This is a genomic window from Pseudomonas bubulae (genome assembly GCF_037023725.1).
Classification (GTDB): Bacteria; Pseudomonadota; Gammaproteobacteria; order Pseudomonadales; family Pseudomonadaceae; genus Aquipseudomonas; species Aquipseudomonas bubulae.
On the sequence record NZ_CP146077.1, the window covers coordinates 3,517,051 to 3,529,598 of the forward strand.

General features: G+C 60.8%; 16 protein-coding genes. 8 read left to right on the forward strand and 8 right to left on the reverse strand.

What is annotated here, in order from left to right; all coding sequences use genetic code 11:
- Positions 1 to 53: 53 nt before the first annotated feature.
- Positions 54 to 941, forward strand: coding sequence for a LysR substrate-binding domain-containing protein (locus tag V6L81_RS16015; protein WP_338660142.1), 888 nt, complete (start codon positions 54 to 56; stop codon positions 939 to 941).
- On the opposite strand, the gene V6L81_RS16020 is transcribed toward V6L81_RS16015, so the two are convergent.
- The 3 genes from V6L81_RS16020 to V6L81_RS16030 form a co-directional block, all read right to left on the reverse strand.
- Complete coding sequence (locus tag V6L81_RS16020; RefSeq protein ID WP_095000106.1) at positions 916 to 1,410, reverse strand: ATP-binding protein; 495 nt, start codon at positions 1,408 to 1,410, stop codon at positions 916 to 918. The two genes, V6L81_RS16015 and V6L81_RS16020, sit on opposite strands and share 26 nt — an antisense overlap.
- Positions 1,411 to 1,569: 159 nt before the next feature.
- A complete protein-coding gene (locus tag V6L81_RS16025) occupies positions 1,570 to 2,769 on the reverse strand; it encodes a collagen-like triple helix repeat-containing protein (RefSeq protein ID WP_338660143.1) in 1,200 nt (399 codons plus the stop codon).
- A 280-nt stretch (positions 2,770 to 3,049) separates the two neighbouring features.
- Entirely contained in the window at positions 3,050 to 3,895 is an 846-nt protein-coding gene (locus V6L81_RS16030) for an SDR family oxidoreductase (RefSeq protein ID WP_338660144.1), read from the reverse strand.
- A gap of 155 nt (positions 3,896 to 4,050) precedes the next feature.
- Between V6L81_RS16030 and V6L81_RS16035 the strand changes: the two genes are divergently transcribed.
- Complete coding sequence (locus V6L81_RS16035) at positions 4,051 to 4,956, forward strand: LysR family transcriptional regulator (protein ID WP_095000103.1); 906 nt, start codon at positions 4,051 to 4,053, stop codon at positions 4,954 to 4,956.
- A gap of 62 nt (positions 4,957 to 5,018) precedes the next feature.
- On the opposite strand, the gene V6L81_RS16040 is transcribed toward V6L81_RS16035, so the two are convergent.
- Complete coding sequence (locus V6L81_RS16040; protein ID WP_095000614.1) at positions 5,019 to 5,714, reverse strand: class I SAM-dependent methyltransferase; 696 nt, start codon at positions 5,712 to 5,714, stop codon at positions 5,019 to 5,021.
- Between the two features lie 238 nt (positions 5,715 to 5,952).
- On the opposite strand from V6L81_RS16040, the gene V6L81_RS16045 reads away from it, so the two are divergent.
- From V6L81_RS16045 to arsH, 4 genes are read left to right on the forward strand one after another with little or no spacing between them, the layout of a single operon-like run.
- The gene (locus V6L81_RS16045) at positions 5,953 to 6,300 is read left to right on the forward strand and encodes a metalloregulator ArsR/SmtB family transcription factor (protein WP_095018501.1); all 348 of its coding nucleotides are present in this window, start codon (positions 5,953 to 5,955) and stop codon (positions 6,298 to 6,300) included.
- A gap of 8 nt (positions 6,301 to 6,308) precedes the next feature.
- Positions 6,309 to 7,592: an arsenic transporter gene (locus tag V6L81_RS16050; protein ID WP_095018500.1), complete on the forward strand. Its 1,284-nt coding sequence runs from the start codon at positions 6,309 to 6,311 to the stop codon at positions 7,590 to 7,592.
- 23 nt (positions 7,593 to 7,615) lie between these two features.
- Positions 7,616 to 8,086: an arsenate reductase ArsC gene (locus V6L81_RS16055; RefSeq protein ID WP_153380111.1), complete on the forward strand. Its 471-nt coding sequence runs from the start codon at positions 7,616 to 7,618 to the stop codon at positions 8,084 to 8,086.
- 11 nt (positions 8,087 to 8,097) lie between these two features.
- Positions 8,098 to 8,793, forward strand: a complete 696-nt coding sequence (arsH, locus tag V6L81_RS16060; protein ID WP_095000099.1) for an arsenical resistance protein ArsH — start codon at positions 8,098 to 8,100, stop codon at positions 8,791 to 8,793.
- A gap of 56 nt (positions 8,794 to 8,849) precedes the next feature.
- Here the strand turns inward: arsH and V6L81_RS16065 are convergent, their stop codons facing one another.
- From V6L81_RS16065 to V6L81_RS16075, 3 genes are all read right to left on the reverse strand, one after another.
- Positions 8,850 to 9,158 carry an AzlD family protein gene (locus V6L81_RS16065; RefSeq protein ID WP_095000098.1) on the reverse strand — a complete coding sequence of 103 codons (309 nt, stop codon included), beginning with the start codon at positions 9,156 to 9,158 and terminating at the stop codon, positions 8,850 to 8,852.
- Entirely contained in the window at positions 9,155 to 9,865 is a 711-nt protein-coding gene (locus V6L81_RS16070; protein WP_095000613.1) for an AzlC family ABC transporter permease, read from the reverse strand. The genes V6L81_RS16065 and V6L81_RS16070 overlap by 4 nt, the downstream gene beginning before the upstream one ends.
- Before the next feature lie 102 nt (positions 9,866 to 9,967).
- Positions 9,968 to 10,318, reverse strand: coding sequence for a DUF2834 domain-containing protein (locus tag V6L81_RS16075; RefSeq protein ID WP_095018497.1), 351 nt, complete (start codon positions 10,316 to 10,318; stop codon positions 9,968 to 9,970).
- Positions 10,319 to 10,432: 114 nt separating this feature from the next.
- Here V6L81_RS16075 and V6L81_RS16080 point away from each other — a divergent pair, with 114 nt between their 5' ends.
- Complete coding sequence (locus V6L81_RS16080) at positions 10,433 to 11,239, forward strand: helix-turn-helix domain-containing protein (protein ID WP_338660145.1); 807 nt, start codon at positions 10,433 to 10,435, stop codon at positions 11,237 to 11,239.
- 7 nt (positions 11,240 to 11,246) lie between these two features.
- Here the strand turns inward: V6L81_RS16080 and V6L81_RS16085 are convergent, their stop codons facing one another.
- Positions 11,247 to 11,777, reverse strand: a complete 531-nt coding sequence (locus V6L81_RS16085) for a glyoxalase superfamily protein (protein WP_095000095.1) — start codon at positions 11,775 to 11,777, stop codon at positions 11,247 to 11,249.
- A 226-nt stretch (positions 11,778 to 12,003) separates the two neighbouring features.
- Between V6L81_RS16085 and V6L81_RS16090 the strand changes: the two genes are divergently transcribed.
- Positions 12,004 to 12,444 (forward strand): EamA family transporter, encoded by a 441-nt coding sequence (locus V6L81_RS16090; RefSeq protein ID WP_095000612.1) that lies wholly within the window; start codon positions 12,004 to 12,006, stop codon positions 12,442 to 12,444.
- Positions 12,445 to 12,548 lie beyond the last annotated feature (104 nt).

The following is a 12,548-nucleotide window of genomic DNA, read 5'->3' on the forward strand; positions in this document are numbered from 1 at the left end:
GTGTCAGCGGAAACGATCATTTCTGCACACCAGATTCAGGAAAACTAAAGCCTATGGCAGCTTCACTGCCCCTTCTCGCCTTGCGAGCATTTGTCGAAGTAGGCCAGCAAGGCAGCATCAAGGCGGCCGCGCAAACGCTGAATGTCACCTCAGGTGCCGTCAGCCAGCAGATCCGTCTGCTGGAAGACCGGGTCGGCATGCCGCTGTTTACCCGCGAACGCAGCGGCTTGCGGCTTACAGAGGCCGGCGCCGGTGTTCACCCGGCCCTGCTTGAGGCCTTCGGGCAAATCGAGCAGGCCATGCTGTCACTGCAACAAAGCACTGCGCGCCAGACCCTGACGATCAGTACGGTGGCAACCTTTGCCGCCTCATGGCTGGTGCCGCGCCTGGGACGATTCAACCGCCTGCACCCGGATATCGAGGTGCGGGTGGAGGCCACTTCCGCGCTGGTGGACATGCACCGCGGGCGTGTCGATATTGCCTTGCGCCATGGGCTTGGGGTCTATCCCGGCCTGCACGTGACCCGTTTGATGGCACCTGTACTGATCCCCGTCGCCAGCCCCGCCCTGCTGGCTGGCAACCCGGGGCCGGCACAGCCGCAGGACTGCCTCGACTTCCCCCTGCTGCATGACGCTGACCGTGCCGACTGGCTGTTGTGGCTCAGCGCCCATGGCGTGGGCAAAGACCCGCGCGCCGAGCGCGGGACTGCTTTTGAGGACGATTTTTTATTGATCCGCGCAGCCGAAGCAGGCCAGGGGCTGGCCTTGGTGCCCCAGGAGTACGCAACCGAAGAAATCGCTGCAGGCCGCCTGGTACAAGTCATGGACAAGCCCTGGCCGGCGCGCTTTGCCTACTACGCCGTAACGCGGGTGGAGGCAATGCAACGGGATGCGGTCAGGGCATTTATGCACTGGATCATGCAAGAGGCCGGGGGTAAGTAACAATCACCAGCCCCTCGTCTGCATCCGGGGAACGAAAGTAGGTGGTGATCAGATCAAACTCGGCATCCGATGCGGCAAAGTCATGCTCGGCAAGCTGGTTGCGTACATGCAGGCGCGCACGGCAGGTGTCGTCGTCCACAGCGAGATAATGCAGGCAGTGCGGCACACGCGCGGTTTCTGCCAGGCCGAGCAACCATTCACGGCCGGCAATGGTATTGGCAGGAAAATCCAGCACCACATCCACACCGGACTCCAGCAGGTCGATCACCAGAGGCCCCAGCACACCGCGAATCCTCAGGCTGTAGGCTGCGTAATCGGTTACCGAATTGATCGCACCGGGATAAAGCGATGAGAGCCATTTATCTTCGCTCAGCAATATCGCGCTGTGCTCCACCGCAAGCGTTCTGGCCAGGGTTGATTTGCCTGATGCGATCTTGCCGCACATCAGATGCAGTGTCGCAGTGACCATGGGACGCTTCCTTGAGTGCGGACATTGGATGATGCCCAGCGCTGGCAGAGAACGCAATTGCCAATAAAACCAGCCAAGGGTGAACGAAAAACAGCCCGGTCTGCACCTGAACTTCAGGGGTACAGACCGAACCGTACAACAGCGTCCGCGCGCGGCCAGTCAGTTTTTGTTTAGCAGGCCGCCAAGCAGACCACCCAGCCCGCCGGAAGCACTTGCGCCACCCGAGGTGCCGGTGTTTGTCTGGGTACCGGTCGTGCCGCCCAGGCTGCCAAGCAAGCCAGTGCTGCCACCCAGTAAACCACCTGTGCCGCCGGTGTTTGTCTGAGTACCGGTTGAACCTGTGGCCGTGCCCAGCCCGCCCAGCAAACCGCCCAGCCCGCCGGTAGTTGTGCTTGTGCCGGTGCCGGTGGTTGTCGTCGGGTTCAGGTAACCGCCGGATTTATCCAGTGCCCCACCCACACCGCCTAGCACATCGCCCACCACATTGGTGAGCGGGTTCTTGCCGGTATCGACTACCTTGTCACCCAGCCCGCCGACCACGCCGCCAACCTTCGTCAACAACCCGTCCACCGGCTGCCCCAACCCGGTGGTGGTGCCTACCTTGCCTGTGACGTTTTCCACCATTGAGATCACGGGGACCACGACCTTGTCATTCAAACCACCGGTAGCCTTGCCCAATTGCCCGCTGGTCACATTGGTGGTCAGTGTGTTGCCAAGCATGGTGACGGTGGTGCCGACCTTGTCCACCAGCCCGCCCGCGGTGCCGGTGACCTTGCCCACTACGCCGCCTACCAGCGGGACCTGACTGATCGGTGTGTTGTCGACCAGAGCGCTGACACCTGTGCCGAGAGACGAAACGCCTTTACCCACATCGCTGACGCCATTGGTAACACCTGCCACGGTAATGCCCAGCGAGTTTTTGTCAGTGCCCAGCGAGCCCAGGCCATTGGTCACGCCATCGGTAATGGAAGTCACGGCATTACCGGTGTTGACCACCAACCCGCCTGCTGCGCCGACCACAGGAACGGTGGTCAGGGTGGTGCCCACGCCGCTGACCAGGGTGCCGACACCGCCCAGTCCGGTGCCGACTTCACCGGCGACCTGTCCCGTGACCAGAGGCGGGGTAACTGCCGGGTTAGGCGGATTGGTTGGATTGGTTGGATCAGTCGGATCTGTCGGATCTGTCGGATCTGTCGGTGTAGTGGGATCAGTTGGCGTGGTCGGATTGGTCGGCGGCGTCGGCGTGCTTGCGCTGTCACTGCTGTGATGCCCGCCACCACCACTGTGGCAGCCCGCCAGGCTGGCGCTCATGACCAACAACAGGGCCGTGCTTGTTTTCAACCAGAGTTGGGTGTTCATAATCAGCTCCCTTGAATCTGTCATGCCTGAGTTCGAAAGCTCCCAGCACTCGCATCAGAGGGAGTTTCCATCCTGGGGAACATGACAACGCCACGGGCTCGAACCCACAACTCACTCCTTGGTATTAATACTCTCTATAAGGCTGCCGCGACTCGACTTAAGGACTAATGCTCAGGTTATAAAAAGCGCTGCATATCAACTTGCACAGGGCTTTTTCACGCAATGGCCGCAGCGCCCCCTACTTAAGTGGTAAGCACAATTAACAAGACCGACCCCAGCATCAGCATTCCTTGATCTGCTCCCACAGGCGGGCGACCTGCTCGGCGCTGTCGGCCCTGATTCGGGCCAGATCCAGGGGGTAGTCCACCCCGGGATTCTCGACAAACCGCGTTGCCGTGAACTGACCATTGCTGGCCCGCAGAATATAGCCGCTGTCCTGGCACTGATCCGAGGCCAGAAAGATCACACCGGGGGTCACCCACTGGGGCTTGAGGTTGTCCGGTTCGCCGTTAACGCCCCACATCCGGGTCTTGGCCACCGGCGCTACTGCGTTTACCAGGATGCCATCGGCGGCACCCTCCCTGCTCAGGGCATTCATGATGCCCAATTGTGCCATCTTGCCGGCGGCGTAGGCGGTCAGGCCCGGCTGGGCATAGGGCTGGTACATGGCCCGGTCCGAAGAGGTCAGCACCACCCGCGCCGCCGATGATTGGCGCAAGTGCGGCCAGGCATGTTTGCACAGCCAGATCGGGCTATACACATTGATCCCCAGCGCGCGCTCGACAAACTCAGGCTGCGCTTCTTCAATAGCCTGGTAACCGACCCAGCCCGCGTTGTGGATCACAATATCCAGCCGCCCGAACGCTTCGACGGCCGTTTCGACCAACTGCCGGCAACCCGTCTCGCTGACCAACTCACCGTGATGACCGATCACACTGTAGCCCTGGGCTGCCAGCGCTTGCGCGGCGTCATGGGCAACGGATGCATCTGCTGCTGCGCCTTGCCTGTCTGCGCCAATATCACTGATCAGCACATGGGCGCCCAGCCGTGCCAGCTCCCTGGCATAACTCAAGCCCAGGCCCCGGCCAGCACCCGTTACAATTGCGGTTTTGCCGTTAAAGTCCATAAGGATGCCCTCTTGATTGATACTTCACCGTAACAATCAAAAGGCGCGTTGTTTAATACCGTTCAACAGGCCCGTTGATACCCGCTGCCTATCAGCCCCTCTGTGAGAGCGGCGGTGTTCGCAGATAACCCCGTTCAAAGGAAGGAACACTGCACATGATCGAAACCCGACTGCTCCGTCAGTTCATCGCGGTGGCTGAGGAACTGCATTTCCACAAGGCCGCCGTGCGCCTGCACATGGCCCAGCCACCCCTGAGCCAGGCGATCAGCCGACTGGAAGACAAGCTGGGGTTAGCCCTGTTCACCCGCAGCAGGCGCGAGGTCAAGCTGACGCCCGCAGGCCAGGCCTTTTTGCAGGCGGCCTGTCGCACACTCAAGGAACTGGAACAGGGGGTGGAGTACGCCCGCCAGGTGGCGCAAGGGGTAGCCGGTGTGCTCACTGTCAGCGCGGTGTCTATCGCGTACTACGAGCCGTTGCTCAACAGCCTCAGGCAGTTTCGCCAAACCTTTCCCCAGGTCCAGCTGGTGATCAAGGAAATGCCTTCCTCCAGCCAGGCCGAGGCGCTGCTGGCTGCCGAGACCGATATCGCCTTTATGCGCAAACTGCCCTTCATCGCAGCCGACATCGAATCGCGCCTGTTGCTCGACGAGGCCATTGTCATGGCCCTGCCCCTGGATCATCCCAAGGCGCAGTCAGGGCCCATCGAGCTGCGCGATTTTGCTGACGAAGACTTTGTCTTTACTCCACAAGCCCTGGGCAGCGGCTATCACGGCCAGTTGATCGGCCTGTGCGAAAACGCCGGGTTCTACCCCAGGGTGGTACAGGAGGCCGCACAGCTGCATACCCTGATCGGCCTGGTAAGTTGCGGTTTTGGCGTGGCCCTGGTGCCGCAATCCCTCGCCGGCTCGACGCTGCGCGACAAGGTAGCGTTCCGTCCGATCCGGCCGCTGACAGGCGCTGCCAACCCGACCATCGGCCTGTACATGAACTGGCATGCCCATAACCCGTCACCGCTGATACAGCACTTTATTGCCATGCTCGATGGCAACACTCAACCCTGAACAGGCTCAGCGAACCCCTTCAAGTAAACTTGCTGGCATGGCTGCGCCGCATGAGTCGAGACTCAAGCCAGCAGTTCGCTGATCCATCTGACCTGTCGGGCAATTTCCTCCACCCGGGCTTCGGGCACGGCCTGGCGCGCCAGGGCAAGATTGCTCAGAACCTTGCGTTTTTCACCCAGCATACGTTGCCACTTACCCAGAAACAGCGGGCTGCGCGCCTGCATCTGGAAGGGGCCAAAGTACAATTGCTCGGCGGTATAGCTCACCGGCCCGATGCGTTCGGCGACGATGATTTCGTAGTAGAAACGGTTTTCCCGCAGCAGTTCTTCGCAAAGGATGTGGTAGTGGTTTTCCATCAGCCATTGCCGTAAAGGCTGCTCGCCGCCGTTGGGTTGCAGGATCAGGCGCTCCCGTCCGCTCAGGTGTGCCTTGCCACTTGCAAGAATATCGCGGATGGTCTCGCCGCCCATGCCGCAGATGCTGATCGCCGTAATCTCGTCCTGCGGCCTGATCGCTGCCAGGCCACTGGCATGGCGCACGCTAATGCGTTGCTCGAAGCCGTTTTCGCGCACGGTACGCCGGGCCGCCTGAAAGGGCGTCAGGGCCACCTCGCCCGCCACGGCGGCGGCAATGGCCCCCCGACGCAGCAACGCCACCGGCAGGTAGCCGTGGTCCGAGCCGATATCGGCCAGCCGCGCACCGGCCGGCATATGGGCTGCCACGCGCTCCAGACGCATGGACAATGTGTGTTCGTTCAACTGCTGTTCCTTTTCACCACGGATGCCCGCCAGTGTGGGGGGCGGCACATGATGCGCGGTGAGCAGGCCCGGGTAAAGCACCGGCACACGCCGCCCCTGAGGGAGCGGGCTTGCTCGCGATACCGCCGGCAAGCCCGGCTCCCACCTTTACCGAGCACGTCTTGCGGGGGATCAAGGTTGCTATTGCATATGGATATCCGTATATTCGTATTTCCATATGTATAGACAGAGAGTCACCATGCTCAGTCCCGCCGCACTGTTCAAATGCCTGTCCGATGAAACCCGCGCCAGGGCCACCTTGCTGATCGCCCGTGAGGGCGAGCTCTGTGTATGCGAACTGGTCTGTGCCCTGGATGAAAGCCAACCGAAAGTTTCCCGCCATCTGGCCCAGCTTCGAGGCTGCGGGTTGCTGCTCGACCGCCGCCAGGGGCAGTGGGTGTATTACCGCCTCAACCCGCAACTGCCGGACTGGGTGCGCAGCGTTCTTGAAACCACCCTGCTGGCCAACACCGAGTGGCTTGCGCACGACAGTGCCCGGCTCTCTGCCATGGGCGAGCGCCCGCTCAACACCATTGCCTGCTGCTGAGACGTCCGATGCTTATCGCCTTCGCAATTTTTTTGGTCACTCTGGTTCTGGTCATCTGGCAGCCCAAAGGCCTGGGGGTGGGCTGGAGTGCCTCACTGGGTGCGGTTGTGGCACTGCTTGCGGGGGCGGTATCACTGCACGATATTGCCCAAGTGTGGGCCATTGTATGGAATGCCACGGCCACTTTTATCGCCGTGATCATCATCAGCCTGTTGCTCGACGAAGCAGGTTTCTTTCAGTGGGCGGCCCTGCATGTGGCCCGCTGGGCCAAGGGTGATGGCCGCCGCCTGTTTGTGTTTACCGTGCTGCTGGGGGCCGGTGTATCGGCACTGTTTGCCAATGACGGCGCGGCACTGATCCTGACCCCCATCGTGATCTCGATACTGCTCGCCTTGCGCTTTTCTGCCGCCTCAACCCTGGCGTTTGTCATGGCCGCAGGCTTTATTGCCGATACTGCCAGCCTGCCGCTGGTGGTGTCGAACCTGGTCAATATTGTCTCGGCCGACTACTTCGGCCTGGGTTTCAGCGCCTATGCCGCGGTCATGGTACCGGTCAACTGCGTTGCAGTCGCCGCCACGCTGCTGGTGTTGTACGGGTTTTTCCGCCGCGATATTCCACGCCACTATTGTCATGATGAGCTGCCCGAACCACGAAAGGCCATACGCGACCCGTTGACGTTTGCTGTCGGCTGGGGGGTTCTGGTCTTGCTGCTCACAGGCCTGTTTGCACTGGAACCACTGGGCATTCCAGTCAGCGCGATTGCTGCAGTGTGCGCCGCCCTGCTATTCGCTGTGGCTGCGCGCAGCCACGTCATTTCAACGCGACGGGTGTTGCGCGAAGCTCCCTGGCAGGTGGTGACGTTCTCACTGGGCATGTACCTGGTGGTGTACGGGCTGAAAAATGCCGGGCTGACCCACCACCTGACGCTGGTTCTCAATCAGTTGGCCGAGTCCGGCCTTTGGGCCGCCACCCTGGGCACCGGGGTGCTCGCCGCACTGCTGTCTTCGGTGATGAACAATATGCCCGGGGTCTTGCTCGGCGCGCTGTCAATCCAGGCCAGTGATGCCAGCGGGGTGATCCGCGAAGCGATGATCTACGCCAATGTCATCGGCTCCGACCTGGGCCCGAAAATCACCCCCATCGGCAGTCTGGCCACCCTTCTGTGGTTGCATGTGCTGGCACGCAAGGGCATTCGCATCACCTGGGGTTACTACTTCAAGGTGGGGCTGATCCTGACCCTGCCGATTCTGCTTGTCACCCTGTCTGCCCTGGCTTTGCGCCTGAGCCTTTAATACCACCGCAAAGAGCAACTACCATGCGTGTTCTGTTTATGTGTACCGCCAATAGCTGTCGCAGCATTCTGTCCGAAGCCATGTTCAACCATCTGGCGCCACCAGGGTTCCAGGCCATCAGTGCGGGCAGCTTTCCCCGGGGGCAGGTGTTGCCCCGCAGCCTGCTCACCCTGCAAGAAGCCGGTATCGGCATAGACGGCCTGAGCAGCAAGGGCAATGACGCCTACGAAGACAACCCGCCGGATCTTGTCATCACCGTCTGCGACAAGGCCGCCGCTGAGGCGTGCCCGGTGTATTTCGGCCCGGCCATCAAAGCCCACTGGGGGTTGGCAGACCCTTCAGAGGTCAAGGGTGACGAGGCGACCGTAACCGCCGCGTTCCACGCCACCCTGGCGCATATCGAAACGCGCTGCCGGGCCTTTTTCGCCCTGCCCTTTACCCGGCTTGAGCCCGCGGCACTTAAACGCGAACTCGACCGTATCAGCACCCTGTAACCGGAGCCACCATGAGCGACACACTGCCCAATCTCGACACCACATTGATTTCTGCCAAAACCGTGCAACCCGCTAGCCCGCACAAACCACGCATCCTGTTGTTATACGGTTCGACGCGGGAACGCTCGTTCAGCCGCCTGCTGGTAGAGGAAGCGGCCAGATTGCTCGAACACTTTGGCGCCCAGACTCGGATCTTCAACCCCTCGGGCCTGCCGCTGCCCGATGACGCCCCGAATGATCACCCCAAAGTCCAGGAACTGCTGGAACTGATGCAGTGGTCTGAAGGGCAAGTGTGGTGCTCGCCGGAACGGCATGGCGCGATGTCAGCTGTGTTCAAGGCGCAAATCGACTGGGTGCCTCTGGCATTGGGCGCGGTACGCCCGACTCAGGGCAAAACCCTCGCGGTGATGCAGGTGTGCGGCGGCTCCCAGTCATTTAATGTGGTCAACCAGTTACGCGTGCTGGGTCGCTGGATGCGCATGTTCACCATCCCCAACCAATCTTCGGTGCCCAAGGCCTATCTGGAGTTTGACCAGCACAACCGCATGAAACCGTCTGCGCTGTATGACCGCGTGGTCGATGTCATGGAGGAACTGGTGAAGTTCACCGTATTGCTGCGCGATCGCCCGGACCTGGTTGACCGGTATTCCGAACGCAAGGAGTCGGCGCAAGAACTGAGCCAGCGGGTCAATCAGCGCTCAATTTGAACAGTGGCTGTTGTTGAAGAAGTCGACGCGCGCCTCGACTTCTTCAACCTGGTCATTTACAGATGCCTGAACACCGCAGCCGCGATCACCCCTGCGGCAATCGCCGGCAGCGGCTTCTTGAGCAGCAGCATCACTGCTGCGGTGGTCAGCAAGGCCAGCCGTGCGCCGTTATCGCCGTTGAGGGCCAGGGGCGCGAGCAAGGCGACCAGCACCGAGCCCGACATGGCGCTGATAAATTGCTGCACCCGGTAGTTGATGGGCACGAAGGACATCACGAAAACGCCCCCCAAACGCGTAATCAACGTGACCACAGCCATAATCAGAACAATGATGAAGGTGCCGTAACCGGCGGTATCGATGCTCATTTTTTCTTCTCCATCCACACCGCACCCAACACCCCGCCCGCCAATGCGCCGACCACCACATGGCTGTTTTCAGGCAAGTAGCGGTACGCCAACAGCGACGAGGCGCCCGCCACGCACCAGATAATCAGCATGCGCAGGTTTTTTTGCCCGCCGATTACCATCGCCAGCAGAAAACAGCCCATCACCATGTCCAGGCCCAGGCTGACCGGGTCTTCAATTGCGCTGCCGAAGTACACGCCCAGCCAACTGCCCAGCACCCAGGCCGCCCACAGGGCTATGCCACCGCCCAGGATCAGGCCGATGCCCGATTTGCCGCTGTTGAATGCCTGCATCGACATTGCCCAGTTGGCATCCGAGATCACCATCATCACTCCGTAGCGCTTGGCCGCAGGCAGCTCGCGCAGCCAGGGATACAAGGTCGCACCCATCAGCAGATGGCGGGCATTGATGGCAAACACCGTGACGATCAGGGGCACAACCGGGACCTGCGCCCCCCAGAGATCAAGGGCACCAAACTGCGAGGCCCCGGCGAATACCAAAGCGCTCATCAACAAACTGGCGCTGTTGTCCAGACCGGTCTGCGCGGCAGCCAGACCGAAGGCCACACCGAACACCACCACAAACATGGAAATGGGCAACAGCTGCTTGAAACCATCCCCTACCTCGGCCCAGTTCAGCTCGACCACGCTTTTATCACTGCTCGACAACACACCACCCCTTCTGCGCTACGCCACACTGTTTTTATGCCCGCATTATGCGGGGCTGAATCTAATGCACAACAGTGCGCAGGTGTGAAAGGTGTCGCAATGTCAGGGTTGGCGCGGCGTTTTCAGACAGGCCCGGCTATTTGTGCCCGGGTTGCGTACGAACCCCTCGACCACGATATACAGCAGCGGGCCGATGGCGACGAAGACCGCGGTCAGCAGCAGGTACGGCAGCACACTGGCCAGCGAGCGGCCTTTACCGCGTGCATCGCGGTACATCCACACGCAAGCCAGCGCCGCCATCAGGTACAGGTCGATCACCACTTGAGCCGTGTCCGGGCTGGCCATCAGTTCCAGTCCGAAAGCTGCAAGGGACTGGTGGGCGGTCAACATCGTGAAGATTGTGTAAGCAGAGAACCCGAGCAACGCGGCAAGGGCGAGACAGGATTTTTTCATTAGCATTTCCGAATCGACGAAGTGGACAAGGCTCCAGTTAGTGATACTTTTCCCCCACCGGCAATGACCTCACAGGTCATGGACTCAGCCTTTTGCCCCTGCCAGAGTTTATGGATGAACAACCTGACCTTTCCCCGCATCAACACCCCGACAACCGCTGGCCCGCAGCTGCGTCTGCTGCGCCGTCAGGCCGGTATGAGCCAGCTGGAGCTGGCCTTGATCAAGGGTATTTCCCAACGCCATTTGAGCTGCATCGAAACCGGGCGCGCCAAACCCGGCCCCGGCACCTTGCATAACCTGCTGATGGCCCTCGAGGTACCGCTGGAGCAGTGCAACAGCCTGTTTCTGGCCTCGGGTTATGCGCCGCGCTACGAGACAACGCCGCTCTCTTCGCCGGCCATGGAGGCCGTACGTGAGGCCATCAGCCATGTGTTGCACGCCAACAACCCCGCCCCGGCGATTGTGTTGGGCAGCCACTGGCAGGTGCTGGATGCCAACGCCAGCACCGCAGCCCTGTTCAGCCTGGTCGGACTGCCCGCAGACGCGGCCCGGGACTTGAACCTGCTGACGACACTGCTGCAACCCGGCGGCCTGGGTGATTACCTGATCAACCCCGAAGAAATAAGAACCCTGGCCTGGCAACGGGCGACACGCGAGGCCCTGTCCAACCCCGTACTGGCCAGTCTTATGCAAACCCTCAGCGCCCCGGACACCCTCGCGGCCCTGCCCCGGGAACTGCCGCCACTGGTCTTGACCCGCATTGCCTGCGCCCATGGCGAGCTGAACTTCATGTCCACCTTCACCACATTCGGCATGCCGCTCGATATCACCGTAACCTCAATGCGTATCGAGCATCTGATCCCGGCGGATGCACAAACCTGGCAGATCATGACAGCGGCTTATGAGCGCTCACGGGGCTGAAGATCCGTCAGTCCTGGCAAAAACGGATGCGGTTGCCAAACGGGTCATGAACCTCCAGCACCCGTCCCCAGCCCTGCTGGACAATCTGCGGGCGGCCATAACCGTAGCGCTTGGCCATTAGCTCGTCGTGCAGCAACTCGATATTGTCCATGGGTACGAATACCGTGGAGCCGGGGCTGGCATCGCCATGATGCTCGGAAAGATGCAGTTGCAAGCCGCTGCGGCTGATGCCCAGATAGAGCGGCAAACCTGCTTCGAAGCGGTGCTCGAACTCAACGCTGAAACCCAGGAAATCCAGATAGAACTCTCGGGCCTTGGCCTCATCAAACATCCGCAATATCGGAATCGGCCTGTCGAAGCTAATTGCCGGCGCAGCACTCTGCACAGGCAGCCGTGCGCTGGCCGTATTCCAGTCCTTGTAACCCAGTTGCCTGGCAACCAGTTCAAGGGCGATGGCATGGGTGACTTCCAGATTGCGCGCCTGCAGCGAGGTTCGCAGGCTCTTGGCCATCTGTTTGGCTTGCTCGATTGACAGCATCAGTGCTCCCGGGGGCGAAGGCTTTTGGTGCTCGCGTTGCCAAACCTCGACCGTCAAGAGAGAGGGGAAAAGGCAGATAATCATGCTTTCACCTTCCCATGGGGAGCGAGCGGCGGGCAGCATCGGCCAGTGCCGATAGTACACAAGCCCTGCACCGGGTTACAGCCTCAACGCCCCTGCATGACATATGCTTGAAAGCACCTTCAGCGATCACTCAGGCAAACCCATGGGCTCGACTTTCTATTCAAGCTGGACATTCTGGGCATTACTTTCGGCGGTGTTCGCTGCCATGACGGCGATTTTCGGCAAAATTGGCATTACCGGCATCAACTCCGATTTCGCCACCTTACTGCGTACCGTCGTCGTGCTGGTGAGCCTGGCACTGATCCTCTACGCAACCGGCCAGTATCAGTCGCTGGGCTCGATTTCGGCGCGCAGCTATGTGTTTCTGGTGCTCTCGGGGCTGGCCACCGGGGCCTCGTGGATCTGCTATTACCGAGCCCTGCAACTGGGCCAGGCGTCACTGGTGGCGCCGGTGGACAAACTCAGCGTGGTGATCGTGGCCGTGCTGGGCGTGACGCTGCTGGGTGAAAAGCTCGATATTCGCCAATGGGCGGGGATCAGCCTGATTACCGTGGGTGTGGTGTTGCTGGCGTGGCGGCGATAGGTGCCCTTTGGCACCACGACACTTTCAGACAGATACGCGGCCCGGGGAGTGACTTTTCCTGCAAGCCAATCCTAGTATTGCCGCGCGTCACCCTGCCGCAAAAA

What these genes read in the sequence shown, in the direction of transcription:
- arsH (WP_095000099.1), top strand. Translation starts at nt 8,098, where the DNA reads ATGAGCGACACACTGCCCAATCTCGACACCACATTGATTTCTGCCAAA.
- V6L81_RS16050 (WP_095018500.1), top strand. Translation starts at nt 6,309, where the DNA reads ATGCTTATCGCCTTCGCAATTTTTTTGGTCACTCTGGTTCTGGTCATC.
- V6L81_RS16045 (WP_095018501.1), top strand. Translation starts at nt 5,953, where the DNA reads ATGCTCAGTCCCGCCGCACTGTTCAAATGCCTGTCCGATGAAACCCGC.
- V6L81_RS16065 (WP_095000098.1), bottom strand. Translation starts at nt 9,158, where the DNA reads ATGAGCATCGATACCGCCGGTTACGGCACCTTCATCATTGTTCTGATT.
- V6L81_RS16020 (WP_095000106.1), bottom strand. Translation starts at nt 1,410, where the DNA reads ATGGTCACTGCGACACTGCATCTGATGTGCGGCAAGATCGCATCAGGC.
- V6L81_RS16085 (WP_095000095.1), bottom strand. Translation starts at nt 11,777, where the DNA reads ATGCTGTCAATCGAGCAAGCCAAACAGATGGCCAAGAGCCTGCGAACC.
- V6L81_RS16030 (WP_338660144.1), bottom strand. Translation starts at nt 3,895, where the DNA reads ATGGACTTTAACGGCAAAACCGCAATTGTAACGGGTGCTGGCCGGGGC.
- V6L81_RS16015 (WP_338660142.1), top strand. Translation starts at nt 54, where the DNA reads ATGGCAGCTTCACTGCCCCTTCTCGCCTTGCGAGCATTTGTCGAAGTA.
- V6L81_RS16055 (WP_153380111.1), top strand. Translation starts at nt 7,616, where the DNA reads ATGCGTGTTCTGTTTATGTGTACCGCCAATAGCTGTCGCAGCATTCTG.
- V6L81_RS16090 (WP_095000612.1), top strand. Translation starts at nt 12,004, where the DNA reads ATGGGCTCGACTTTCTATTCAAGCTGGACATTCTGGGCATTACTTTCG.
- V6L81_RS16025 (WP_338660143.1), bottom strand. Translation starts at nt 2,769, where the DNA reads ATGAACACCCAACTCTGGTTGAAAACAAGCACGGCCCTGTTGTTGGTC.
- V6L81_RS16080 (WP_338660145.1), top strand. Translation starts at nt 10,433, where the DNA reads ATGAACAACCTGACCTTTCCCCGCATCAACACCCCGACAACCGCTGGC.
- V6L81_RS16075 (WP_095018497.1), bottom strand. Translation starts at nt 10,318, where the DNA reads ATGAAAAAATCCTGTCTCGCCCTTGCCGCGTTGCTCGGGTTCTCTGCT.
- V6L81_RS16035 (WP_095000103.1), top strand. Translation starts at nt 4,051, where the DNA reads ATGATCGAAACCCGACTGCTCCGTCAGTTCATCGCGGTGGCTGAGGAA.